A 25,382-nucleotide genomic window follows, 5' to 3' on the forward strand; every position below is an offset into this window, starting at 1 on the left:
TAACTTCAATTAATCCGCAAGCAGTAGCGAAGTCAGCAGCCAAGCAAGCGATCGATGATGCCCTGAAAGCTAAGGAAGCAGCGATTGATTCACGAACCGATTTGACGGATGAAGAGAAAGCTGCAGCGAAAGCAGATGCCAATGCGAAAGCAGATACAGCGAAACAAGCAATTGACGCTGCGACCACAAATGTAGAAGTCGATCAAGCCAAGACTGATGGAATAACCAGCATTGCCTCAGTCAACCCAACTGCGCAAAGTAAACCGGAAGCCAAGAAAGCAGTAGAAGATACCCTGAAGACTAAAAAACTTCCGAATACAGGAACAGCAGAATCGCTAAGTACAATGGTAGTAGCAGCAACTAGCGCTATTCTGGGGTTAGCTCTTCTAAGTCATCGTCGAAAAGAAGATGATGAAGTCTAATTAGGATTTAATAGCTATATTCGTAAATTGACTTTTTCTTCTAGTGAACTAGCAAGTAATATTTAGCAAAAATTTCTCCTAGTGGTAATAACTACTAGGAGAAATTTTATATTAAGCAACTACATAGAGTTAAAATTCATCAAAAGGAAGTTATATTGATTAGTTTTGTAGCTGAGGGTTTATTTCTTTTGTGCTATACTTAAGATATGCATAGAAAAACAGTGATTGATTTTAGAGCTTTGGGGGAGAGATACACCTTCACTCAGCCTATCAAAGAGTTAAAAACGAGAGATTTATCAGAAGTGGCAGACTTGCTGGCACAAGTGGAAAGCTACCAAGAGCAAGGTTATTATGTCGTGGGCTATGTCAGCTATGAGGCTGCACCTGCTTTTGAGAAAAAACTAGCAGTTCACAAACTTCCTCTACTGGGCGAATATTTGCTTTACTTTACCGTTCACGATAGGGTGGAAACATCCCCTATTCCTCTGACTTATGAGGAAGTAGATTTGCCTTCAAAGTGGCGTGAACAAACATCTGCAGAGGACTATGAAAAAGCTATTTCCCAGATTCACCATCATTTGCGTCAGGGGGACACCTACCAGGTAAATTACACTGTCCAACTCAAGCAAGACTTGAGTGTCAATCCTTTTGCCATTTACAATCGTATGGTGGTAGAGCAGGAGGCGGGCTACAATGCCTATGTTGAACATGATGAGATGGCAGTGATTTCCATGAGCCCAGAGCTCTTTTTTGAGCAAAATGACCGTGAGTTGACAACGCGACCAATGAAGGGAACGACTCAGCGTGGAGTGACTGACCAAGAAGACCTTGCCCAGGCTAGCTGGTTGGAGCAGGATCCTAAAAATCGCTCTGAAAATATGATGATTGTAGACCTCTTGCGAAACGATATGAACCGTATTTCTGAAGTTGGAAGTGAGCATGTGGAGCGTCTGTGTCAGGTGGAGCAGTATTCGACCGTTTGGCAAATGACTTCGACCATTAAGAGTCAGTTACGACCGGATGTGGACCTAGTTGAAATCTTCCGTTCGCTCTTTCCATGTGGTTCCATAACGGGAGCACCGAAAATTGCGACCATGGAAATTATTAAGGACTTGGAGCCCCAACCACGCGGAGTCTACTGCGGAACGATTGGTCTCTTACTTCCAAATGGGCGCCGGATTTTTAACGTCGCCATTCGGACTATTCAACTGCATCAAGGAAAAGCCGTCTATGGTGTTGGCGGAGGCATTACATGGAACAGCACTTGGGAATCTGAATACCGAGAGGTTCATCAAAAGGCGGCTGTTCTCTATCGTAAACAAGCTCGTTTCAAACTGATTTCAACTGGGAAAATAAGTCAGAAGAACTTACTATTTGAAGATCAACATCTGGAAAGATTGACAAAAGCGAGTCGTTATTTTGCCTTTCCTTTTGATCCAAAAAAACTGAGACAAAAGATAGAGGAAGAGTGTCAAGTTTGTGATGATAATCAAGACTACCGCTTGCGAATTATTACCAGCAAGTCTGGAGAGATGGAACTCAGTCGCCAAATCTTAAGCCCCCTTAGTCCAAGCTTCTGCAAAGCAAAACTTTGTCTGCAAGAAGCTGATTTGCAGCAAGCATTTACCTACTTCAAAACCACTCACAGACCACATTTAAGCCTAGGTAAACAGGAAAGCATTTACCATAATGCAGCAGGAGAGCTATTGGAAACGTCTATCGGGAATCTAGTTCTGAAAATCGCTGGAAAACTCTACACACCGCCTATCAGACTTGGAATTTTGCCAGGAATTTATCGTCAGCATTTGCTGGAAACAGGACAAGTAGAGGAAAAAGTCTTGACTGTGCCAGACTTGGACCAAGCGGAAGCTGTCTATGGCTGTAACGCAGTGAGAGGATTGTATGAGTTGGAAGTGAATTCTAAATAAATTTCATAAATTAAAAAATATAATGGATATGTTGAATTGTTGAATTAAGTTTGATAAAATAAAAAGAAAACGATGTCATTTTATTAGGAGGAAATGATGAAAAAAACAATTTTGCTGAAAGTGATTCTTACTGTTTTTCCAATTTTAGGTTTGTTTGCTCAACTGGTTAGTGCAGAAGAAAATATTCATTTTTCTAGTTGTAAAGAAGCATGGGAAAATGGTTATTCTGATATCCATAGAGGAGAGCCTGGATATTCTTCAATACTAGACAAAGATGGTGATGGGATAGCTTGTGAACGTGCAAATGCACCTCGGGGAGTCTTTAAACCACGCCAGTCTAGTCCACAGAATAGAGTTTCTTCTAGTGGATGGGTTAAGCAGGATAGATATTGGTATTATTATTCTGACAATGGTAATCTAGTAACCAATTCTTGGAAAGGAGATTACTATCTCAAATCAGATGGAACAATGGCTCAGAGTGAGTGGATATATGACTCATATTACAAGGGATGGTATTATCTCAAATCGGATGGTTCGTATGCACGAAACACATGGATAGGAAGTTACTACCTTAAAGCAAACGGAAAGATGGCTCAAAGTGAATGGATTTATGATTCATCATACCAAGCTTGGTATTATTTGAAATCAGATGGATCCTATGCCCAAAATGCTTGGCAAGGCGCTTTTTATCTCAAAGCGAACGGTAAAATGGCACAAGGTGAGTGGATTAATGACTCTTCTTATCAATCTTGGTACTACTTGAAATCAGATGGTTCATACGCTCGTAATACTTGGCAAGGAAATTACTATTTGAAATCAGATGGTAAAATGGCAAAGAATGAGCGAGTTGATGGTGGCAGATACTACGTAGATGGTTCTGGTCTTTGGAAACCATAAATCAGAATAATTTCTAGGAAGTTAATGCAAACCTTTGCACAAAATGGACGATTTTGTTATACTATATCTGTAAGCATTTTCAATTAAAAAGGAGAAGACGATGAGTCAAAAGATTATAGGGATTGACCTTGGTGGAACATCTGTCAAGTTTGCAATTTTAACTCAAGAGGGAGAAATCCAAGAAAAATGGTCTATCAAGACTAATATTTTGGATGAAGGAAGCCATATTGTAGATGATATGATCGAGTCTATTCAACATCGTTTGGACTTGCTTGGATTGTCAGCCACAGACTTCCGAGGGATTGGGATGGGATCACCTGGTGTGGTTGACCGTGAAAAAGGAACTGTTATCGGTGCCTACAACCTCAACTGGAAAACCCTTCAACCAATTAAAGAAAAGATTGAAAAAGCCTTGGGTATTCCATTCTTCATCGATAATGATGCCAACGTAGCTGCTCTTGGTGAGCGCTGGATGGGTGCTGGTGAAAACCAACCAGACGTTGTCTTTATGACACTTGGTACAGGTGTTGGTGGCGGTATCGTTGCAGAAGGCAAATTGCTTCACGGTGTTGCTGGTGCAGCAGGAGAGCTTGGTCATATCACTGTTGACTTTGACCAACCAATCGCTTGTACTTGTGGTAAGAAAGGCTGTCTTGAGACAGTTGCTTCTGCAACAGGGATTGTCAACTTGACACGTCGTTATGCAGATGAATACGAAGGCGATGCGGCCTTGAAACGCTTGATCGACGACGGTGAAGAAGTAACTGCTAAAACTGTTTTTGACTTGGCTAAAGAAGGGGACGACCTTGCTTTGATCGTTTACCGTAACTTCTCACGTTACTTGGGAATCGCTTGTGCTAACATCGGTTCAATCCTAAACCCATCAACAATCGTTATTGGTGGTGGAGTATCAGCTGCGGGAGAATTCCTTCTCCAAGGCGTGCAAAAGGTTTATGATGAAAATACCTTCCCACAAGTACGCACATCAACTAAATTAGCTCTCGCAACTCTAGGAAATGACGCTGGAGTTATCGGAGCAGCATCACTTGTATTGCAATAAGATAGATTGATAATAGAGCTTGGTTATCCATCAAGCTCTTTTTTAAAAGTCGAATAAAACGAAATAGGTTTTAATTTTGGGAAGGAATCGCTAGATGAACACATCAAAACAACCCATGCTTGAATTAGCATTGTCTATCGCGACGGAAGCTCATAATGGGCAATTTGATAAGGCAGGGGTAGATTATATAGAACATCCAATTTATGTAGCAAGTCAAGTTGATACCGAAGAGGAAAAAGCAGTGGCTCTGCTACATGATGTTATAGAGGACAGTCCTTTTACAGCTGAAGAACTATTATTAGCTGTTTTACCAGAAACAGTAGTTGCTGCCGTTCAGATTTTGTCAAAGAAAAAGGGGCAAGACTATCAAACATATCTAGAAAATGTGAAATCTAATCCCCTAGCACGCGTTGTCAAATTGGCAGATTTGAAGCATAATTCAGATTTATCTAGACTGAGGTCTGTCACTGACAATGATTTGGAACGATTAGAAAAATATAAAAGGGCTATCGATTATCTGAGTATGTAGAAAAGATTTTTTATGTTATACTAGTTAGGACAATAAATGAGGTGAGAGTAAATGACAAAAGCAGATACGATTTTTAAAGAAAATATTGAACGAATCCTCAAAGACGGTGTCTTTTCTGAGCAGGCACGTCCCAAGTATAAGGATGGGACCGTAGCCAACTCCAAGTACGTAACGGGTGCCTTTGCCGAGTATGACTTGTCTATGGGGGAATTTCCCATCACAACCTTGCGCCCGATTGCGATCAAATCTGCTATCAAGGAAGTGCTCTGGATTTACCAAGATCAGTCTAATAGCTTAGATATTCTCAATGACAAGTACAATGTTCACTACTGGAATGACTGGGAAGTGGGAGATACGGGAACCATTGGTGAACGCTATGGGGCGGTCGTTAAGAAACACGACATCATTAACAAGATTCTCAAGCAGTTGGAAGCCAATCCTTGGAATCGTCGCAATATTATCTCTCTCTGGGATTATCAAGCTTTTGAGGAGACAGACGGTCTCCTTCCATGCGCCTTTCAGACCATGTTTGATGTCCGTCGCGTTGATGGGGACATCTATCTGGATGCGACCTTGACTCAGCGTTCGAATGATATGCTGGTGGCCCACCACATTAACGCTATGCAGTACGTAGCTCTTCAGATGATGATTGCCAAGCATTTCGGCTGGAAGGTTGGGAAGTTTTTCTATTTTATCAACAACCTTCATATCTATGATAATCAGTTTGAACAAGCTCAGGAATTGCTCCGTCGTGAGCCGTCAAACTGCCAACCACGCTTGGTCTTGAATGTTCCTGATGGGACTAATTTCTTTGATATCAAAGCGGAAGACTTTGAGTTGGTTGACTATGATCCGGTTAAGCCACAGCTGAAGTTTGACCTAGCTATTTAATACTCTTCGAAAATCTCTTCAAACCACGTCAACGTCGCCTTGCCGTATATATGTTACTGACTTCGTCAGTTCTATCCACAACCTCAAAGCAGTGCTTTGAGCAACCTGCGGCTAGATTTCTAGTTTGCTCTTTGATTTTCATTGAGTATAAAAGAAAATAAAAAGAAGTTGAGAGTTCTCAACTTCTTTTGTTGCTTAATGTGATACGCGGCGGCGAGCTGCTTTTTTGCGGTTTTCTTCGATGAAAGCTGCTTTTTGCTCTTCTGGCTCAATCACTTTCTTTTTAATTGCGTATACTGCACCTGCAACGGCAGCGACAGTTCCTGCGACACCTGTTACAAGACCTTTAGCGAATCCTTTAGCCATGAGTCTTCCTCCTTTATCTTCCCGATCAGCCAGGCTCCTCAAGTGGTAGCATTTTTCTGACTGACCTTTTTGTGATATAATAATAGTAACGAAAAAATGGAAATTTTTCAAGGAAAAAAGATGAAAACAAAAATAATTGTGATTGTTGGACCGACTGCTGTTGGGAAGACAGCCCTTGCTATTGAAGTGGCCAAGCGCTTTGGTGGAGAGGTGGTCAGTGGTGACAGTCAGCAAGTATACAGAGGATTGGATATTGGGACGGCCAAGGCTAGCCCAGAGGAGCAAGCTTCTGTTCCTCATCATTTGATTGATGTCAGAGAGGTGACCGAGTCTTACTCGGCTTTTGATTTTGTTTCAGAAGCTAAGAAGGCTATTGAGGATATTCAAAGCCGTGGCAAGCTTGCTATTATCGCTGGTGGGACTGGGCTTTATATCCAGAGCTTGTTAGAAGGCTACCATCTAGGTGGGGAAACACCTCATGAGGAGATTTTGGCCTATCGGGCTAGTTTGGAGCCTTATTCAGATGAGGAATTAGCCCATCTTGTGGAGCAAGCAGGTCTTGCAATTCCCCAGTTTAACCGTCGTCGTGCTATGCGTGCCTTGGAAATCGTCCATTTTGGTCAGGATTTGGAAAATCAGGAAAGTCCTTATGAACCTTTGATTATCTGCTTGGATGATGAACGCAGTCAGCTTTATGAACGTATCAATCGCCGAGTAGATCTGATGTTTGAGGCTGGGCTTTTGGATGAGGCCAAGTGGCTCTTTGAGCACTATCCAGATGCGCAGGCAGCCAAAGGCATTGGTTACAAGGAACTCTTTCCTTATTTCCGTGGGGAGCAAACTCTTGAGAAAGCAAGCGATAGTCTCAAACAGGCGACCCGTCGTTTTGCTAAGCGTCAGCTGACCTGGTTCCGTAATCGCATGCAGGTGACCTTTTATCAGATAGGAGAGCCTGGAGTTCAAAACCGCATTTTAAGCCAGATTGAGGAGTTTTTAGATGATTGAAACGGAGAAAAAAGAGGAACGAGTCCTACTCATCGGTGTGGAATTGCAGGGCATGGACAATTTTGACCTCTCCATGGAAGAATTGGCCAGTCTGGCTAAGACAGCTGGGGCAGTCGTTGTAGATAGCTACAGGCAAAAACGGGAAAAGTATGACTCCAAGACCTTCGTTGGTTCTGGTAAGTTGGAAGAGATTGCGCGGATGGTGGATGCAGAAGAAATTACTACTGTCATCGTCAATAATCGCTTGACTCCACGGCAAAATGTCAATCTAGAAGAAATTCTCGGTGTCAAGGTCATTGACCGTATGCAGTTGATTCTGGATATCTTTGCCATGCGGGCTCGAAGCCATGAAGGAAAACTCCAAGTTCATTTGGCCCAGCTCAAGTATCTCTTGCCTCGCTTGGTTGGTCAGGGGATTATGCTCAGCCGTCAGGCGGGGGGAATTGGTTCCCGTGGACCTGGTGAAAGTCAGCTGGAACTGAACCGTCGTAGTGTTCGTAATCAAATCACAGATATCGAGCGCCAGCTCAAGGTGGTTGAGAAAAATCGGGCGACAGTCAGAGAAAAACGCTTGGAGTCAAGTACCTTTAAGATTGGTTTGATTGGTTACACCAATGCTGGGAAATCAACCATCATGAACACCTTGACCAGTAAGATCCAGTACGAAGCAGACGAGCTATTTGCGACTCTGGATGCGACGACAAAGAGCATCCATCTAGGGGGCAATCTTCAGGTTACCTTGACTGATACGGTTGGCTTTATCCAAGATTTGCCAACAGAATTGGTGTCCAGTTTTAAGTCGACTTTGGAAGAAAGCAAGCATGTGGACCTTCTGGTTCATGTCATTGATGCCAGCAATCCTTATCACGAGGAGCATGAAAAAACGGTTCTTTCTATCATGAAAGACTTGGATATGGAGGATATTCCTTGCCTGACCCTTTACAATAAAGCGGATTTGGTAGAGGATTTCACGCCTACTCAAACGCCTTATGCCCTAATTTCTGCTAAGTCTGAGGATAGTCGTGAGAACTTGCAAGCATTGTTTTTGGAGAAGCTCAAGGATATTTTTGAAGTCTTTACCCTACGCGTGCCTTTTTCAAAATCCTACAAGATACATGATCTAGAAAGTGTAGCGATTCTGGAAGAGCGCGACTATCAAGATGACGGTGAAGTGATTACAGGCTACATTTCCGAGAAAAATAAATGGAGGTTAGAGGAATTTTATGACTGATATTAAAACCTTGGCTCTAAAGTATGGGGGCTATACAAGTCTGGATAGGGTCTATCTAGATCAGCTTCTAGCTGGCAAAACAGAGCAAGAGCAGTTGGCTCTCATCACACCTCCTCCGAGTGTCGTTAATGCCTACTTTGCAGAACTCTACCAGAAAAAGAGTCCTGAAGCTGCGACGGATTATTTTGCAGAACTCAGTCATGAACTGAACCTCTACAATGCTGAGCCAAGTTTCACCTTTGAAAATAAGCCTTTTATTCGTCTTAATTTATCTGGCAAATCTTTTGGATTTTGCTATGAGAGTAAGGGCCTGGGGCGAATCTTCTCTGAAAATGAAGAGGTAATCTCGGATGACTTGCTCTTTGAGATTGCGCAAATTTTCCCCCATCAACTCGTCTTTGAAGAGTCTGGTAATATTTACATGAAGGCTGTCGGAGATGAAGAAGTTGTTAGTGTGGAGAATCTCACAGCATTGACAGACTTGGAAAGTTTTGCTGATGGTCGCAAACGTCTCAAGGGCTACAGCCAAGAGGATTTATTGCAAGAAGCTGTTGCTTTTTCTGGCAGTCGCTATTTCCGATCGGAAAATCGCACAGCTATGTTATATATTGATTAATTAGAAAGTATCGAATGGATATTCAATTTTTAGGAACAGGGGCCGGTCAGCCCTCTAAAGCTCGCAACGTTTCAAGTCTAGCATTGAAACTCTTGGACGAGATTAACGAAGTCTGGCTCTTTGACTGTGGAGAAGGAATGCAAAATCGTATTCTGGAAACCACAATTCGACCACGTAAGGTCAGCAAAATCTTTATCACTCACTTGCACGGAGATCACATCTTTGGATTGCCAGGATTTCTCTCTAGCCGTGCTTTTCAGGCTAATGAGGAGCAGACAGATTTGGACATTTATGGACCACAAGGGATCAAGTCATTTGTCTTAACCAGTCTACGTGTGTCGGGTTCTCGTCTGCCTTATCGCATTCATTTTCATGAGTTTGACCAAGATTCTCTAGGGAAAATCCTTGAGACCGATAAATTCACGGTGTATGCAGAGGAGCTGGACCACACTATTTTCTGTGTTGGCTATCGTGTCATGCAAAAGGACTTAGAAGGTACCTTGGATGCTGAAAGACTTAAGGCTGCTGGTGTTCCATTTGGCCCGCTTTTTGGAAAAATCAAAAACGGTCAGGACGTTGTTCTAGAAGACGGAACTGAAATCAAGGCAGCAGACTATATCTCAGCACCACGACCTGGTAAGATTATTACTATTCTGGGTGACACCCGAAAAGCTAATGCCAGTGTGCGTCTAGCTGTTAACGCTGATGTCCTTGTCCATGAGTCGACTTATGGCAAGGGAGATGAAAAAATTGCCCGCAACCACGGTCACTCAACCAATATGCAGGCAGCACAAGTAGCAGCAGAAGCCGGTGCTAAACGCCTCTTGCTCAATCATATCAGTGCTCGTTTCCTCTCAAAAGATATCAGTCAGCTCAAGAAAGATGCGGCAACTGTTTTTGAAAATGTCCATGTGGTCAAAGACTTGGAAGAAGTGGAAATTTAGAAGATTGAGAAAGGATAAGTATGCGCACCATCATCATCACTGGAGCAAGCGGTGGCTTAGCCCAAGAAATGGTCAAACTCTTGCCAAATGACCAACTCATCTTGCTAGGTAGAAACAAGGAAAAACTAGCCCAACTATATGGAAATCATCCTCATGTGGAATTAATTGAAATCGATATTACTGATGACTCAGCCCTGGAAGCACTAGTAGCTGACCTCTATCTCCGTTATGGCAAGATTGATGTCTTGATTAACAATGCTGGCTATGGAATTTTTGAAGATTTCAACAAGATCTCTGATCAAGACATTCACCAGATGTTTGAGGTCAATACCTTTGCCCTGATGAATCTGTCTCGTCGCTTTGCGGAGCGCATGAAGGAAAGTCGAAAAGGTCATATCATCAATATCGTCAGCATGGCAGGATTGATAGCGACTGGCAAGTCTAGTCTATATTCTGCGACCAAGTTTGCGGCCATTGGTTTTTCAAATGCTCTTCGCCTTGAGCTCATGCCCTATGGTGTCTATGTGACAACTGTTAATCCAGGACCTATCCGTACAGGATTTTTTGACCAGGCAGACCCAGATGGGACCTACCTCAAATCGGTCGACCGTTTTCTATTGGAACCAGATGCTGTCGCGCAAAAGATTGTTAAGACCATAGGCAAAAATAAACGTGAAATCAATCTTCCGCTCTTACTGAATCTAGCCCATAAGTTTTATACCCTCTTTCCCAAGTTAGCAGATAAGTTGGCTGGGGAAACCTTTAATTATAAGTGAAAAGGCTGTTCCCTTGAGGAATGGCTTTTTATTTTTTTCGGTTGCTAATTTGTAGAAAAATACCACATGATAAACAGGCAGTTTATAACGATTAAGCCCATTTAAGGTATAAATAGAGATAAGAAAGCAGAAAAGAGAGGATAAACTTCGAGTCTAACATAACTGAAAGTATATCTATAGCCGAAGCTTATGAAGTCAAGATAAAATAGGATTAAAAGAACTTGCCCTTTGTCAGATTGATTAGACTGTAAATTGGAGTTAGGAATATTCTTAGAATAGATGAAGAAAATAAAAAAAGTAAAAATGTTAAAATATCTTGACATTTTATCGATTTAGAGTATAATAAGAAATGTAAAGAGCTCTTGACATTATTACAAAAATTTGGAGGAACAAAGCCATGAAAAAGATGGATGAAATGGACAGAGATATTCAGTTGCGTTCTGAGGAGTGGGGCTATAAAACAGCGCTTTTGGGTTTATGTGCATGGACAGGATTTAATATCTATCAAGCACTTGTTGTTGGTGGCAAACTTGAAATACTTCCTTGCTTAATTTTGATCTTATCTGTAAGTGTGCAAGGATTTGCTCAAACCGCAATAAAACGCAATATGATTGCTGGTGATGAAGAGTATAAAGAACCAAATAAACTTGTTCAAGGAGTCATTCTAGCAGTTGTCACTGTTATCGTAGTATTGGCTGTTGGCGTTTATTTTTTTCAGAAAGACTAATGCTGTATGAAAAATAACATCAAACAGTTAAGAAAGTCTGAGGGACTACGTCAGGAAGATATGGCAAGAATATTAGGCGTTAGTCGACAAACCATAATTGCTATAGAGAATGACAAGTACAATCCTACACTTGAACTAGCAATGAAAATTGCAAGGTTGCTACGACTACATGTTGAAGAAATTTTCATTTTAGAAGATTAAAGATATCAGATAGCTTTTATTTTAATCATCTGATTCGTAATGATGAGAGAGTTTTTCAGTTCATGGAAACTCTCTTTTTAAAGCTCAAAAAGAGTCTACTCAATTTTACCCTTGTCCATCTTATATATCTATCGTAAAACTGGTATAAAATTTGCAAATAAACAGCTAAAATAGTATACTAGTTCTGTTAATTATGAAAACGTTTGCGTTTTTGTTGATGATAGATTATTTAGGAGACAAATGATGGAATTAACAGCTATTTATCATAGACCAGAATCAGAGTATGCATATCTTTACAAGGAAGATCAGCTACATATCCGAATTAGAACCAAGATAAATGATGTCCAGAAGGTTATCTTACACTATGGAGATCCCTTTATTTTCATTGAGGATAAGTATGAAGCCAAGAAAGAAATGACCAAAGTAACCTCAGATGCCCTATTTGACTATTGGCAGATTACAGTCTCGGTTGATTTTTTACGCATTCAGTATCTCTTTGAACTCCTTGATAAAGAGGGTAAGGGTATTTTTATGTAGATAAGGAACATACTCAAGAAAACTTGGATGCTGAAGGAAATGGCTTTAAACTTCCTTATGTTCACGAAATTGATGGATGTCAGGTTCCTAGTTGGGTTTCAAATACCGTGTGGTATCAGATTTTCCCAGAACGCTTTGCTAATGGAAATCCTCATTTGACGTCAGATGGGACCTACCTTAAGTCGGTTGACCGCTTTCTCTTAGAACCAGATGCAGTCGCTAGAAAGATTGTCAAAACCATAGGAAAAAACAAACGGGAACTCAATCTCCCAGTTTTGTTGAACCTAGCCCATAAGTTTTATACCCTCTTTCCCAAGCTGGCCGATAAGTTGGCAGGGGGAATCTTTAATTATAAGTAAAAGGAGTTCCTTACAAAAGGAACTTTTTTATAATACTGAACTGAGTGTCAAAAATTTGTTTGTTTTTGTTCTAAATCTACATTCATTTTTTTCGAATCTTCTACAAATTTTAGAAAAAACAATCAAAAATATGATTTTTTGTGTTTAGGGTATTGAAATTTCCTATATTATTTTATAAAATAAGGGTAAAAGGCTATGAAAAAGTAATGTGCTTACAAATAAATGGAAGCGGTTACTAAAGGAGGGTTTTATGGAAAAAGGCCATTGGAATCGTAAAAGAGTCTACAGCATTCGTAAGTTTGCCGTAGGCGCTTGCTCTGTCATGATTGGAACCTGTGCGGTTCTATTTGGAGGAAGTGTCATTGGAGAATCACCAGTTTTCGCGGATGAAACTCCAATTACTCACACTGTGGAACAAGCAAAAGAGGAAAGTCCGGCAGTGGAGGAAAAAGAAGATCAAACTGTAGCAGAGCACAAGGATGCTGCAAGTGTCGATCAAAGTCAAGCCACTCCAATTGAAGCAAGCAAACCCGAGAAGAAAGAAGAGGAACCTGTAGCTCCAAAAGAGGAGAAAGCATCTCTAAAACCTGAAGAAACTGCTCCAAAGGTAGAATCTCAAGCTTCAAGTCAAGAAAAGCCTGTCAAGGAAGATTTGAAAGCTGCGACAAATGAAGAAGTGAATCAAATGATTGAAGATAGAAAAGTGAATTTTAATCAAAATTGGCACTTTAAACTCAATGCGAATCCTAAAGAAGCTGTGAAATCAGATGCAGACGTATCAACATGGCAAAAATTGGATCTCCCACACGACTGGAGTATCTTTAACGATTTTGACCATCAGTCACCTGCCCAAAACGAGGGTGGACAGCTCAATGGTGGTGAAGCTTGGTATCGCAAGACCTTTAAACTTGATGAAAAAGATCTCAAGAAAAATGTTCGTGTCACCTTTGATGGTGTCTACATGGATTCTCAAGTCTATGTCAATGGCCAGTTAGTGGGGCATTATCCAAATGGTTATAACCAGTTCTCATACGATATCACCAAATACCTTCACAAAGATGGTCGTGAGAATGTGATTGCTGTCCATGCGGTTAACAAACAGCCAAGTAGCCGTTGGTACTCAGGTAGTGGTATCTACCGTGATGTGACCTTGCAAGTGACAGATAAGGTTCATGTTGAGAAAAATGGGACAACCATCTTAACACCAAAACTTAAAGAACAGCAACACGGCAAGGTTGAAACGCATGTAGCCAGCAAAATCGTCAATACAGATGATAAAGACCATGAATTGGTGGCAGAGTATCAAATCGTTGAACGTGGTGGTCAGGCTGTAACAGGCTTGGTTCGTACAGCGAGCCGTACCTTGAAAGCACATGAGTCAACAAGTCTTGATGCGATTTTAGAAGTTGAACAACCAAAACTCTGGACCGTTTTAAATGACAAACCTGCCTTGTATGAACTGGTTACGCGTGTTTACCGTGACGGTCAATTGGTTGATGCTAAGAAAGATTTGTTTGGTTACCGTTACTATCACTGGACTCCAAATGAAGGTTTCTCTTTGAATGGTGAACGCATTAAATTCCATGGTGTTTCCTTGCACCATGACCATGGAGCGCTTGGAGCAGAAGAAAATTATAAAGCAGAATACCGTCGTCTCAAACAAATGAAGGAGATGGGCGTTAACGCCATCCGTACAACTCATAACCCTGCAAGTCCACAGACATTGCAAATCGCAGCAGAACTTGGTTTGCTCGTTCAGGAAGAGGCCTTTGATACGTGGTATAATGGCAAGAAACCTTATGACTACGGACGTTTCTTTGAAAAAGACGCTACTCACCCAGAAGCTAGAAAAGGTGAAAAATGGTCTGACTATGATCTTCGTACCATGGTCGAAAGAGATAAAAACAACCCAGCTGTCTTCATGTGGTCTATAGGGAATGAAATCGGTGAAGCTAACGGTAATGCTCACTCTCTTGCAACGGTTAAACGCTTAGTAAAAGTGATTAAAGATGTTGATACTACACGTTATGTTACCATGGGAGCAGATAAGTTCCGCTTTGGTGATGGTAGCGGTGATCATGAGAAAATTGCTAATGAACTGGATGCAGTTGGTTTCAACTATTCAGAAGACAACTACAAGAAACTTCGTGCGAAACATCCAAACTGGTTGATTTACGGTTCTGAAACATCTTCAGCTACCCGTACACGTGGAAGTTACTATCGCCCTGAACAGGAATTGAAACATAGTAACGGACCTGAGCGCCATTACGAACAGTCTGACTATGGTAATGACCGAGTTGGCTGGGGTAAAACGGCAACAGATTCATGGACATTTGACCGTGACAACGCTGGCTATGCTGGACAGTTTATCTGGACAGGTACGGACTATATCGGTGAACCTACACCATGGCACAACCAAAACCAAACTCCCGTTAAGAGCTCTTACTTTGGTATCGTAGATACAGCAGGTATTCCAAAACATGACTTTTATCTCTACCAAAGCCAATGGGTTTCTGCTAAGAAGAAACCGATGGTACACCTTCTTCCTCACTGGAACTGGGAAAATAGAGAATTGGCATCGAAAGTTGAAGATTCAGACGGAAAAATCCCAGTTCGTGCATACTCAAATGCTGCAAGTGTTGAATTGTTCTTGAACGGTCAATCTCTCGGAGTTAAAAAGTTCAACAAAAAACAAACTAGCGATGGACGAACTTACCAAGAAGGTGCCAATGCCAAGGAACTCTACCTTGAGTGGAAGGTTGCTTACCAACCAGGTACCTTAGAAGCAGTAGCTCGTGATGAAGCTGGTAAAGAAATTGCACGTGACAAGATCACGACTGCAGGCCAACCAGCAGGTGTTCGTCTCATCAAGGAAGAACACGCAATCGCTGCAGATGGAAAAGACTTGACTTACATCTACTACGAAATTGTAGATAGTGAAGGAAATGTGGTACCAACTGCCAATAATTTGGTTCGTTTCCAATTGCATGGACAAGGTCAACTGGTCGGTGTCGATAATGGGGAACAAGCCAGCCGTGAACGCTACAAGGCGCAACCAGATGGTTCTTGGATCCGTAGAGCCTTTAACGGTAAAGGGGTTGCCATTGTTAAATCAACTGAACAAGCAGGTAAATTCACACTAACAGCTCATTCAGATCTCTTGAAATCTGGTCAAGTAACTGTCTTTACTGGTAAAAAAGAAGACCAAGAAAAGACAGTTCTAGGAACAGAGGTACCAAAAGTACGTACTGTTATTGAGAAAGAACCGAAAATGCCGAAGACAGTCGGTTTTATCTACAGTGATGGCAGTCGTGAAAAACGTCCAGTCACTTGGTCTTCAGTTGATGTGAGCCAAGCAGGAGTTGTGACTGTTAAAGGTATGGCAGACGGACGCGAAGTTGAGGCCCGTGTCGAAATTCTAGCAATCGCAAATGAGCTTCCAACTGTTAAGCGTGTTGCTCCAGGAACAGACTTGAGCGCTGTTGATAAATACGTTTCTATTGCTGTTACGGATGGAAGCGTACAAGAATACGAAGTTGATAAGTGGGAGATTTCGGAAGCAGATAAAGCTAAACTGTCAGTTGCAGGATCACGTATTCAAATGACTGGTCAACTGGGTGGTGAGACTATTCACGCTACCCTTGTAGTAGAAGAAGGTAATCCTGTGGCACCTGCAGTACCAACTGTAACGGTTGGTGGCGAATCTGTCACTGGTCTTACTACTCAAAATCCAATGCAATATCGAACTCTTGCTTACGGTGCATCCTTGCCAGAAGTTGTAGCAAGTGCTGAAAATGCGGATATTACTGTAGTCCAAGCAAGTGCAGCAAACGGCATGCGTGCAAGCATCTATGTTCAACCAAAAAATGGTGGACCTCTTCAAACCTATGCAATTCAATTCCTTGAAGAAGCACCGAAAATTGACCACTTGAGCCTACAAGTAGAGCAAGCTGACGGTCTTAAAGAAGACCAAACAGTGAAATTGTCTGTACACGCTCACTATCAAGACGGAACACAAGCAGTTTTACCAGCTGATAAAGTAACCTTCTCTACAAGTGGTGAAGGGGAAGTCGCGGTTCGTAAAGGAATGCTTGAGTTACATAAGCCAGGAGCAGTCACTCTGAAAGCAGAATATGAGGGGGCTACAGGTCAAATCGATCTTACGATCCAGGCCAATACTGAGAAGAAGGTTGCGCAATCTATCCGTCCAGTAAATGTAGTGACAGACTTGCATCAAGAACCTACTCTTCCAACAACAGTAACGGTTGAGTATGACAAAGGTTTCCCTAAAACTCATAAAGTCACTTGGCAAGCTATTCCGAAAGAAAAACTTGACTCCTATCAAACATTTGAAGTACTAGGTAAAGTTGAAGGAATTGACCTTGAAGCGCGTGCTAAAGTCTCTGTAGAAGGTATTGTTTCGGTTGAAGAAGTTAGTGTGACAACACCAATTGCAGAAGCGCCACAATTACCAGAAAGTGTTCGTACCTACGATTCAAATGGTCACGTTTCATCAGCTAAGGTTACTTGGGATACGATTCGTTCAGAGCAATACGCCAAGGAAGGTGTCTTTACAGTTAATGGTCGCCTAGAAGGTACGCAATTAACTACCAAACTTCATGTTCGTGTGTCTGCTCAAACTGAGCAAGGAGCAAATATTTCTGACCAATGGACCGGTTCAGAATTGCCACTGGCCTTTGCTTCAGACTCAAATCCAAGCGATCCTGTTTCAAATGTCAACGATAAATTGATTTCCTTTAATGACCGACCAGCCAACCGTTGGACAAACTGGAATCGTACTAATCCAGAAGCTTCAGTCGGTGTCCTATTCGGAGATTCAGGTATCTTGAGCAAGCGTTCAATTGATAATCTTAGTGTCGGATTCCACGAAGACCACGGAGTCGGTGTACCGAAGACCTATGTGATTGAGTATTATGTTGGTAAGACTGTCCCAACAGCTCCTAAAAACCCTAGCTTTGTAGGTGAGGAAAACCATGTATTTAACGATCCTGCAAACTGGAAAGAGGTAAGCAATCTCAAAGCACCAGCTCAATTAAAAGCTGGAGAAATGAATCATTTCAGTTTTGATAAAGTTGATACCTATGCGGTTCGCATTCGTATGGTTCGACTTGATAGCAAGAAAGGAACATCTATCACAGAGGTACAAATCTTTGCGAAACAGGTTGCGGCAGCCAAACAAGGACAAACGAGAATCCAAGTTGACGGTAAAGACTTAGCAAACTTCAACCCTGATTTGACAGACTACTATCTTGAGTCTGTAGATGGAAAAGTTCCTGCAGTAACAGCAAGTGTTAGCAACAATGGTCTTGCGACGGTTGTTCCAAGCGTTCGTGAAGGTGAGCCAGTTCGTGTCATCGCGAAAGCTGAAAATGGTGACATCTTAGGAGAATACCATCTACATTTCACTAAGGACAAGGACTTACTTTCTCGTAAACCTCTTGCTGCGGTTAAACAAGCACGTTTGGTACAAGTAGGTCAACCACTTGAATTGCCAACTAAGGTTCCGGTTTACTTCACAGGTAAAGATGGCTATGAAACAAAAGACTTGGCAGTTGAATGGGAAGAAGTTCCAGCAGAAAATCTGACAAAAGCAGGTCAATTTACAGTTCGAGGTCGTGTCCTTGGTAGTGACCTCGTTGCGGAATTCTCTGTACGAGTGACAGACAAACTTGGTGAGGCTCTCTCAGAAAACCCTAACTATGATGAAAATAGTAACCAAGCCTTTGCCTCAGCAACTAATGATATTGACGACAGTTCTCATGACCGTGTTGACTATATCAATGATAGAGATCATTCTGAAAATCGTCGTTGGACAAACTGGTCTCCAACACCATCTTCTAATCCAGAAGTATCAGCGGGTGTGATCTTCCGTGAAAATGGTAAGATTGTAGAACGGACTGTTGCGCAAGCCAAACTTCACTTCTTTGCAGATAGTGGTACGGATGCACCATCTAAACTCGTTTTAGAACGCTATGTCGGTCCAGAGTTTGAAGTGCCAACCTACTATTCAAACTACCAAGCCTACGACGCAGACCATCCATTCAACAATCCAGAAAATTGGGAAGCTGTTCCTTATCGTGCGGATAAAGACATTGAAGCCGGTGATGAAATTAACGTTACCTTTAAAGCTGTCAAAGCCAAAGCCATGAGATGGCGTATGGAGCGCAAAGCGGATAAGAAGGGTGTTGCGATAATTGAGATGACCTTCCTTGCTCCAAGCGAATTGCCTCAAGAAAGCACTCAATCGAAGATTCTTGTAGATGGAAAAGAACTTCCTGATTTCGCTGAAGATCGTCAAGACTACCAAATCACCTATAAAGGTCAACGTCCAAAAGTCTCAGTCGAAGAAAGTAATCAAGTAGCTTCAACAGTTGTAGATAGCGGAGACGATAGCCTTCCAGTACTTGTTCGTCTTGTTTCAGAAAGTGGAAAACAAGTCAAGGAATACCGTATCCAGTTTACCAAGGAAAAACCAGTTTCTGAGAAGACAGTTGCTGCTGTACAAGAAGAACTTCCAAAACTCGAATTTGTTGAAAACGATTTGGCCTACAAGACAGTTGAGAAAAAGGATTCAACGCTGTATCTAGGAGAAACTCGTGTAGAACAAGAAGGAAAAGTTGGTAAAGAACGTATCTTCACATCGATGAATCCTGACGGCACTAAGGAAGAAAAACTTCGCGAAGTGGTAGAGGCTCCGACAGACCGCATCGTCTTGGTTGGAACAAAACCAGGAACCGCTCTTCCAGAAGATGAAGTGAAGAACCTAGTCCTTAACAGACCAGAACTTGTAGTCGAAGAAGAAACCATCGACTTCAAGATTCAGGAGCGTAAGACTGATAAGTTGTACCTAGGAGAAACTCGTGTTGTCCAAGAAGGTCAAAAAGGTGTCCGTCTTCACTTGATTGAAGTGGAAAATGGAAAACGTCAGCTTAAAGAAACTTACGATAAAGTCGTTGCTCAAGATCGTATTGTAGAAGTTGGTACTAAACCAGGAACTTCTCTTCCAGAAGATGAAGTGAAGAACCTCGTTCTTAATCTTCCAGAGCTTATCTCAGAAGAAGAAATCATTGATTTCAAAGTTCAGGAACAAAAGAATGACAAACTTCCAGCAGGTCAAACTCGCATCCTTCAAGAAGGAAGACAAGGTATCCGTGTTCACTTAATCGAAGTTGAAAATGGCAAGCGAACTGAAAAAGAAAGCTATGATAAAGTTATGGCTCAGGATCGCATCGTCGAAGTTGGTACAGCTGGTGAAACGACCAAACCAGTACCTCAAGAAGCAACAAAACCACAAGTATCAGAAAAAGCAGATACAAAAGAAATTGCTTCAAGTAAAGCTAATCAAACTCAAAAAGAGCAGTTGCCAAATACAGGAAGTGCAGCAAGCCAAGCAGCTCTAGCAGCAGGCCTAGCTCTTCTCGGTTTGGGGGCAGGATTAGTCGCCACTAAAGGCAAAAAAGAAGACTAGAATGAATCAGTATTTCTTCTAATTGTATCTCAGAAAGACCAGGGAAACCTGGTCTTTTTGTATTCAATTCAAGACAAATAAAAATTCCAAATTTATATTAATTTCAGAAAGAATGTTGGGTATTATACAATTTTATTTGATTAACAATTATATAAAGTAGTCGGAATAAAAATTAAGATAATTCAAACTTATAAATAAATGTAATATTTTAATATGTTGCTTTTTAAGTGCTTCTTATAAATTGAAGCTAGTTTTATAGGCATTCTGTCACTTGAGAGAAAGCTTTATGTTGATAAAATAAAAATATAAGTTAAAATTTTACACAGTGTCAATATTTTGTAAAGAGTAATAACCTTATATTATTACAAAAAAAGTTAATTTTGTTTTATAATAAAATTAAAGGAGGTTTCTATATTAAAAACAGAACCAATATGATAAATAATTGCAATTGCATACTGTAAGAACGTCTGTAAATGTGATGTAGTTTCATCAATGCGCCTCATCCATTTTAATGAATTTGAAAGGAGATGTTGTTGAGTTTTGACAATCATAGTTGGTCGTTTTATGTTTTCGGTTATTTAGAAAGGAAGAAAATGAAGAACAAGAAATTTTGGTTATCCATCCTAACTTCTCTGGCATGTGTTCTAGGGATAATCCTTGCTCCCAATTCAGCAGAAGCGAAGGAGTTAAAGAATGTTATCAGTAATATCGGAATTTGGGAAGTTGATAATGGTAAATTTATAAGTCCGGATGAAAATGGAATTTATAACCTTTCTCCAGAGCACCATGACTACTCAAACTATAAGTTCTCTGTGGAGTATGATTTGAGTGCCTATGATGGCAAATTGGAGGACGGTGACACCTTTACATTTACAGTCCCAAGTCCGTTAACCGTGAGAAATGAGAGTTTTGACTTGAAAGACAAAGAAACAGATCTCGTTATCGGGGAAACTCAAATTGTATCAAATGGGGATAATAATGGTGGTAAGGTAACTATTACATTAAAGAATCTGAAAGCTTACCTTGAGAAAAAAGGTGGCTATCAAGTTCAAAATGTCAAAGGGACATTCTTTGTTGGTTTTAGTTCTAAAAATGAACTAAGCAATGAGACGCTTCGATTTGATAAAACGGAAACCATAAATGAAATTACACACCAGATTAAGGTAAAAAGAGGCGAAGCATCTGATTATTCTGAAGGTATTGGACGTGCGAATTTTAGTAAGTATCATGGTTTGATTTATAAAGAGGATTGGACATCTAGTGCTCTAAATAAGAGTGGACAATATTTACACAGTTGGTATGTCCGAGCTAATCCGAAACAAGCTGCCTATAACAAAATTGAAATTCATGACTGGGTTGATCCTAATGCCTCACCGATGCAGATGATTCCAGAAACATTTAAAGTTACGGCAGGTTGGTACGATAAATCTTATTACTTTAAAGATGAGGTGGTCTTAGAAGCTGGTAAAGATTACCAAGTTAGTTGGAATGAGTCATATACCGATTTTACTTTAACAATTAACAATGCTTCTTCAATTGTTGCTAAGAACGGGAAACCTGCAGCATTTCGAATTAATTATAAAACAAGTGCTCCAGCTGATGGAACAAAAGTTCAGAATAATGCTGAAATGAAGGGTGATGACCAGATTCTTACATATGACGACTATAGTAATAAGACAGTCGTTAAGCAAATCGGAAACTCAGTAGTTGCTTCAGGCGGTACAATTCAGTTAGAAACTGGTTACCGTATCATTCTTTACAAGGTCGATGAGCTGACTCATGACCGTCTAAAAGGAGCAAAATTCAAGATTACTCCTCCGGCAGGAGCTACGGCTAAAGAGGAAATTGTAACGACAAATGATGACGGAATTGCTGAATCATCTATTTACTCAGAAAGTGATATCAAGAAAGGGAACTTTACAGTAACTGAGGTTCAGGCTCCTGAGGGATATGAGTTAAATCCTACTCCATTTGAGATGACTGTTGGACAAGACGGAGCTATCAAAACAGTTACAAATAAACGTAGCAAAGCTAAAGTTAAGATTAAAGCTAATAAAAAACTTACAGGACGTGAGTTAAAGGCTGAAGAGTTTGAATTCACTTTAACAGACCAAGATGGTAAGGTGAAAGAAACTGTGAAGAATGACAAAGACGGAAACATTGCTTTCTCAGAATTGGAATTCGACAAAGCAGGAACTTATACCTTTAAAATTGCTGAAAAAGCTGGCAGTGATACAAGCATCAAGTACGATACTAAAACTGTTACGGCTACAGTTACTGTAGCGGACAAGGGTAAAGGCGCACTTGAAGCAACTGTTTCTTACGATGATGAAAAAGCTTTCGAGAACACTTACACTCCAGCAAAAACGGAAGTTTCTGTTAAGAAAGTATGGAAGGACGAGAACAACCAAGATGGCAAACGCCCATCTTCTGTCACAGTTAAATTGCTTGCAGATGGTCAAGATACTGGTAAAACACTTGAATTGACTGAAGCAAATGGTTGGGCTGGAAGCTTCAAAGACCTTGATGCTGATAAAGGTGGCACACCTATCCAGTACACGGTAGTAGAAGTAACTGTTCCTGGTTACACTTCTGAAGTTACTGGTGATGCTGCATCAGGATTCACTATCACAAATAGCTATTTACCAGAAACAGTTGTTGTAAAAGCAACTAAGAACTGGGATGACGCGAACAACCAAGACGGCAAACGTCCAACCAAGATTACAATCAATCTTTTAGCAGACGGTCAGCAAGTTGATTCGAAAGAAGTTCAAGCAGCCGCAGACGGAACTTGGACTGTCGAATTCACGAAATTAGCAAAATATAAAGCTGGTAAAGAAATCAAATACACTGTAACAGAAGAAGCCGTAGCAGAATACGAAGCGACTATTACAGACTTTACCATCACAAACAAATATGCTCCTAAAGAAATTGACTACAAGGTAACAAAAGTATGGAACGATGCGAACAACCAAGATGGTAAACGTCCTGAGTCCGTAACGGTTCAACTTTACAAAAAAGTAGGAGATGCTGATCCAGTAGCCGTTGAAGGTAAGAAATTAACCTTGACAGCTAAGGATAAGACAGACGCTAACACTTGGGTAGCATCATTCACAAATCTTCCACAATACGAAGCTGGTAAAGAAATTACTTACTCTATCGATGAAGTAGATGTACCAGCTGGCTATAAAGCCTCTGTAACTGGTCAAGTGGTGACTAACACTCATGACGTAGAAACAGTAGTTCTTTCAGGAACTAAGGTGTGGAAAGATAACAACAACCAAGACGGTAAACGTACAACATCTGTGAAAGTTCAAATTCTTAACGGCGACAAGGTTGTTCAAGAAATTGAAGTTTCAGAAAAAACTGGCTGGAAGTTCGAATCTAAAAAACTTCCTAAGTATGAGAATGGTAAGGAAATCAAGTACACTGTCAAAGAAACTGCTATGACAGAATACAAAGCAACCATCACTACAGACAAGGATGGTAAGTACACCATTACCAACGAACATACTCCAGAAAAAACAGCTGTAAAAGGTCATAAAATCTGGAAAGATGAAGATAACAAAGATGGCATCCGTCCAGCATCTATCACCGTAAAACTTCTTGCAGATGGTAAGGAAACTGGTCAGACAGCTACAGTGTCAGAAACAAGTGGCTGGACTTATGAGTTTACAGGTCTTGATCGTTATCAAGAAGGTAAGGAGATTGCCTACACTGTTGAAGAAGTGAATGTTCCAGATGGTTATACTGCTTCAGTAGAAGGTTACAACATTACAAATACGCACACTCCTGAAAAACCAACACCTGGCAAACCAAATGAACCAGGTAAGCCTAAAAAAGGTGGGGAATTGCCTAATACAGGAAGCGAGTCTAACCAAGTGGCTCTAGTAGCTGGAATCGCCCTACTTGGATTGGGAACAGGATTCTTGGCAAGACGCAAAAAAGAAGATTAAGTTTTTTAAACGGTATCTTTCACGAAATTTTGCAACACAGTTTAAAAGTAGAAACAAGTGTCAATGGAAATTGGCACTTGTTTTTTTGTAACTGACCCTGGTTCTACTACCGGATACAAGTGGATAGTTGCCACTTACTGAAAAGCTATTGTTTTCGCTACGAAATCCTCTATAATAGGTGACAAATAAAAAAGGAGATGTTGCATATGATTGAAACAAGATTACAAGATAAATTGAAGTCAGGTTTGGAGGTGGAAAATTTTCAAAAAGATGGGACTATCTATCTGTCTCTTAATCCAGATTATTTATCTGGAGATAATGCTAAATACATGACCATGTACAACCGTATGGCTCGCTGGTATGATATGAGTGAGAAATGGATAGGACCACTTCTCCACGGCAAGGCAATTGATAAGTTGAGAAAGGATCTGATGGAGGAAATAGAATGGAAGGATAATTTATCTGTTCTTTATGTCTCTATCGGGACTGGCCAAGACCTCCGTTATATTCCTGAGACAATTGACCTGAAAAGTTTAGACTTTGTAGGGGTAGATATTTCTATCAGTATGCTAAAAAAATGCCAGAAATCTTGCGCTAAAAAGACCAATCTGCAACTTTTCCATGCTTGCGCGGAGGATCTCCCCTTTGCGGATAATAGTTTTGACATTGTCTACCATATTGGCGGAATCAATTTTTTCAATGATAAGGCCAAGGCTATGCAGGAAATGCTACGAGTGGCGAAGCCAGGGACTAAGATTTTAATTGCAGATGAGACGGCTGACTATGTGGATCAGCAATATAAGAAAAATCATTTTAGTAAGGATTATTTTAAAGACGCTACTGTTGATTTGAGTGAAATTGAGAATGCTGTTCCAAGTGAAGTTAAGGAAAAGGAAATGAAACTTCTTTGGGATGAAAAATTATACGCCTTAACATTTAGGAAATAAGAAAAAGTATCTTGGTAGAGCTTAGAAAGTAAGTATGAAGATAAAAACATTCCCTTAGACAGCTGTCTGAGGGAATGTTTTTTATGGGAGCATCATCAATTCGACAATCATAGCTATGTAGATGATTAAGGTAAGGAGAAAACCAGCTCTCCAGAAGAATTTGATGAATTTAGGGTAATAAAAACTTCGTTTTTTGACAAGGAAAAAGACTACAAGGAGGATTGCTAGGAGAGAAAGTGCGACTCCAAGTCGCGGTAGAAAGTTGTGGGTAAAGGCTTTAGCAGTAATCAGGTAGTACTCAAATACCAAAAGTGGAAAAGCTATATCCGCGAAATTAAACCCTATTTTCCTAAGTCCGAAAAGCTTGGTGACAATAAAGCAAACCACCAAGGTTAATATCAATAATAAAATAGATGCTATTTTCATTAAAATCATACCCATATTGTATCATAAAAAAACGCTAAAGGAAAAGAGAAACAACGGAATTTGTTGGAAAGTCAG

At 40.7% G+C, this 25,382-nt stretch carries 18 protein-coding genes and 2 pseudogenes; 18 read left to right on the forward strand and 2 right to left on the reverse strand.

Annotated elements, in window-relative coordinates; all coding sequences use genetic code 11:
• The 6 genes from HMPREF2853_RS02565 to HMPREF2853_RS02590 form a co-directional block, all read left to right on the forward strand.
• A partial coding sequence (locus HMPREF2853_RS02565) for a DUF1542 domain-containing protein (protein WP_083306876.1) occupies positions 1–422 on the forward strand: 422 nt, incomplete at its 5' end.
• 206 nt (positions 423–628) lie between these two features.
• Positions 629–2,350: an aminodeoxychorismate synthase component I gene (gene pabB, locus HMPREF2853_RS02570; protein ID WP_070534733.1), complete on the forward strand. Its 1,722-nt coding sequence runs from the start codon at positions 629–631 to the stop codon at positions 2,348–2,350.
• 96 nt (positions 2,351–2,446) lie between these two features.
• On the forward strand, positions 2,447–3,247 hold the full coding sequence (locus HMPREF2853_RS02575; RefSeq protein WP_083306877.1) for an excalibur calcium-binding domain-containing protein: 801 nt from the start codon (positions 2,447–2,449) through the stop codon (positions 3,245–3,247).
• A 100-nt stretch (positions 3,248–3,347) separates the two neighbouring features.
• Entirely contained in the window at positions 3,348–4,307 is a 960-nt protein-coding gene (locus HMPREF2853_RS02580) for an ROK family glucokinase (protein ID WP_000078591.1), read from the forward strand.
• 94 nt (positions 4,308–4,401) lie between these two features.
• Positions 4,402–4,836 (forward strand): HD domain-containing protein, encoded by a 435-nt coding sequence (locus HMPREF2853_RS02585; protein ID WP_083306878.1) that lies wholly within the window; start codon positions 4,402–4,404, stop codon positions 4,834–4,836.
• Between the two features lie 51 nt (positions 4,837–4,887).
• Positions 4,888–5,727, forward strand: a complete 840-nt coding sequence (locus tag HMPREF2853_RS02590) for a thymidylate synthase (RefSeq protein WP_070534735.1) — start codon at positions 4,888–4,890, stop codon at positions 5,725–5,727.
• A gap of 195 nt (positions 5,728–5,922) precedes the next feature.
• Here HMPREF2853_RS02590 and HMPREF2853_RS02595 read toward each other — a convergent pair whose 3' ends face one another.
• A complete protein-coding gene (locus tag HMPREF2853_RS02595; protein ID WP_001051782.1) occupies positions 5,923–6,093 on the reverse strand; it encodes a DUF3042 family protein in 171 nt (56 codons plus the stop codon).
• A gap of 120 nt (positions 6,094–6,213) precedes the next feature.
• On the opposite strand from HMPREF2853_RS02595, the gene miaA reads away from it, so the two are divergent.
• The 12 genes and pseudogenes from miaA to HMPREF2853_RS02655 all read left to right on the forward strand — a co-directional run bounded on the left by miaA (position 6,214) and on the right by HMPREF2853_RS02655 (position 24,881).
• Complete coding sequence (miaA, locus tag HMPREF2853_RS02600; RefSeq protein WP_000850169.1) at positions 6,214–7,098, forward strand: tRNA (adenosine(37)-N6)-dimethylallyltransferase MiaA; 885 nt, start codon at positions 6,214–6,216, stop codon at positions 7,096–7,098.
• Entirely contained in the window at positions 7,091–8,329 is a 1,239-nt protein-coding gene (gene hflX / locus HMPREF2853_RS02605) for a GTPase HflX (protein ID WP_000573174.1), read from the forward strand. The genes miaA and hflX overlap by 8 nt, the downstream gene beginning before the upstream one ends.
• Positions 8,322–8,945, forward strand: a complete 624-nt coding sequence (locus HMPREF2853_RS02610) for a hypothetical protein (protein WP_000129724.1) — start codon at positions 8,322–8,324, stop codon at positions 8,943–8,945. Before hflX ends, HMPREF2853_RS02610 begins: the two co-directional genes overlap by 8 nt.
• Positions 8,946–8,959: 14 nt before the next feature.
• The gene (gene rnz, locus HMPREF2853_RS02615; RefSeq protein ID WP_049549780.1) at positions 8,960–9,889 is read left to right on the forward strand and encodes a ribonuclease Z; all 930 of its coding nucleotides are present in this window, start codon (positions 8,960–8,962) and stop codon (positions 9,887–9,889) included.
• 20 nt (positions 9,890–9,909) lie between these two features.
• Positions 9,910–10,665, forward strand: coding sequence for an SDR family NAD(P)-dependent oxidoreductase (locus HMPREF2853_RS02620; protein WP_049549781.1), 756 nt, complete (start codon positions 9,910–9,912; stop codon positions 10,663–10,665).
• 397 nt (positions 10,666–11,062) lie between these two features.
• The gene (locus tag HMPREF2853_RS02625; protein ID WP_070534737.1) at positions 11,063–11,392 is read left to right on the forward strand and encodes a hypothetical protein; all 330 of its coding nucleotides are present in this window, start codon (positions 11,063–11,065) and stop codon (positions 11,390–11,392) included.
• Positions 11,393–11,398: 6 nt separating this feature from the next.
• The gene (locus HMPREF2853_RS02630; RefSeq protein WP_006150191.1) at positions 11,399–11,593 is read left to right on the forward strand and encodes a helix-turn-helix transcriptional regulator; all 195 of its coding nucleotides are present in this window, start codon (positions 11,399–11,401) and stop codon (positions 11,591–11,593) included.
• A 243-nt stretch (positions 11,594–11,836) separates the two neighbouring features.
• Positions 11,837–12,300, forward strand: a pseudogene (locus HMPREF2853_RS09640) (alpha amylase N-terminal ig-like domain-containing protein); the annotation flags it as partial.
• Positions 12,295–12,489 (forward strand): annotated as a pseudogene (locus tag HMPREF2853_RS09960) (short-chain dehydrogenase); the annotation flags it as partial. The pseudogenes HMPREF2853_RS09640 and HMPREF2853_RS09960, both read left to right, overlap by 6 nt.
• A gap of 250 nt (positions 12,490–12,739) precedes the next feature.
• A complete protein-coding gene (gene bgaA, locus HMPREF2853_RS02645; protein WP_070534743.1) occupies positions 12,740–19,978 on the forward strand; it encodes an LPXTG-anchored adhesin/beta-galactosidase BgaA in 7,239 nt (2,412 codons plus the stop codon).
• Positions 19,979–20,571: 593 nt separating this feature from the next.
• A complete protein-coding gene (locus tag HMPREF2853_RS02650) occupies positions 20,572–23,934 on the forward strand; it encodes a Cna B-type domain-containing protein (protein ID WP_070534747.1) in 3,363 nt (1,120 codons plus the stop codon).
• A gap of 206 nt (positions 23,935–24,140) precedes the next feature.
• A complete protein-coding gene (locus HMPREF2853_RS02655) occupies positions 24,141–24,881 on the forward strand; it encodes a class I SAM-dependent methyltransferase (protein WP_070534748.1) in 741 nt (246 codons plus the stop codon).
• Positions 24,882–24,962: 81 nt separating this feature from the next.
• Here the strand turns inward: HMPREF2853_RS02655 and HMPREF2853_RS02660 are convergent, their stop codons facing one another.
• Positions 24,963–25,322 carry a DUF3397 domain-containing protein gene (locus HMPREF2853_RS02660; RefSeq protein WP_000525390.1) on the reverse strand — a complete coding sequence of 120 codons (360 nt, stop codon included), beginning with the start codon at positions 25,320–25,322 and terminating at the stop codon, positions 24,963–24,965.
• Between the last annotated feature and the right edge of the window lie 60 nt (positions 25,323–25,382).

The organism is Streptococcus sp. HMSC077F03 (assembly GCF_001812375.1).
Lineage (GTDB): Bacteria > Bacillota > Bacilli > Lactobacillales > Streptococcaceae > Streptococcus > Streptococcus oralis_S.

What these genes read in the sequence shown, in the direction of transcription:
- pabB (WP_070534733.1), top strand. Translation starts at nt 629, where the DNA reads ATGCATAGAAAAACAGTGATTGATTTTAGAGCTTTGGGGGAGAGATAC.
- HMPREF2853_RS02575 (WP_083306877.1), top strand. Translation starts at nt 2,447, where the DNA reads ATGAAAAAAACAATTTTGCTGAAAGTGATTCTTACTGTTTTTCCAATT.
- HMPREF2853_RS02580 (WP_000078591.1), top strand. Translation starts at nt 3,348, where the DNA reads ATGAGTCAAAAGATTATAGGGATTGACCTTGGTGGAACATCTGTCAAG.
- HMPREF2853_RS02585 (WP_083306878.1), top strand. Translation starts at nt 4,402, where the DNA reads ATGAACACATCAAAACAACCCATGCTTGAATTAGCATTGTCTATCGCG.
- HMPREF2853_RS02590 (WP_070534735.1), top strand. Translation starts at nt 4,888, where the DNA reads ATGACAAAAGCAGATACGATTTTTAAAGAAAATATTGAACGAATCCTC.
- HMPREF2853_RS02595 (WP_001051782.1), bottom strand. Translation starts at nt 6,093, where the DNA reads ATGGCTAAAGGATTCGCTAAAGGTCTTGTAACAGGTGTCGCAGGAACT.
- miaA (WP_000850169.1), top strand. Translation starts at nt 6,214, where the DNA reads ATGAAAACAAAAATAATTGTGATTGTTGGACCGACTGCTGTTGGGAAG.
- hflX (WP_000573174.1), top strand. Translation starts at nt 7,091, where the DNA reads ATGATTGAAACGGAGAAAAAAGAGGAACGAGTCCTACTCATCGGTGTG.
- HMPREF2853_RS02610 (WP_000129724.1), top strand. Translation starts at nt 8,322, where the DNA reads ATGACTGATATTAAAACCTTGGCTCTAAAGTATGGGGGCTATACAAGT.
- rnz (WP_049549780.1), top strand. Translation starts at nt 8,960, where the DNA reads ATGGATATTCAATTTTTAGGAACAGGGGCCGGTCAGCCCTCTAAAGCT.
- HMPREF2853_RS02620 (WP_049549781.1), top strand. Translation starts at nt 9,910, where the DNA reads ATGCGCACCATCATCATCACTGGAGCAAGCGGTGGCTTAGCCCAAGAA.
- HMPREF2853_RS02625 (WP_070534737.1), top strand. Translation starts at nt 11,063, where the DNA reads ATGAAAAAGATGGATGAAATGGACAGAGATATTCAGTTGCGTTCTGAG.
- HMPREF2853_RS02630 (WP_006150191.1), top strand. Translation starts at nt 11,399, where the DNA reads ATGAAAAATAACATCAAACAGTTAAGAAAGTCTGAGGGACTACGTCAG.
- bgaA (WP_070534743.1), top strand. Translation starts at nt 12,740, where the DNA reads ATGGAAAAAGGCCATTGGAATCGTAAAAGAGTCTACAGCATTCGTAAG.
- HMPREF2853_RS02650 (WP_070534747.1), top strand. Translation starts at nt 20,572, where the DNA reads ATGAAGAACAAGAAATTTTGGTTATCCATCCTAACTTCTCTGGCATGT.
- HMPREF2853_RS02655 (WP_070534748.1), top strand. Translation starts at nt 24,141, where the DNA reads ATGATTGAAACAAGATTACAAGATAAATTGAAGTCAGGTTTGGAGGTG.
- HMPREF2853_RS02660 (WP_000525390.1), bottom strand. Translation starts at nt 25,322, where the DNA reads ATGGGTATGATTTTAATGAAAATAGCATCTATTTTATTATTGATATTA.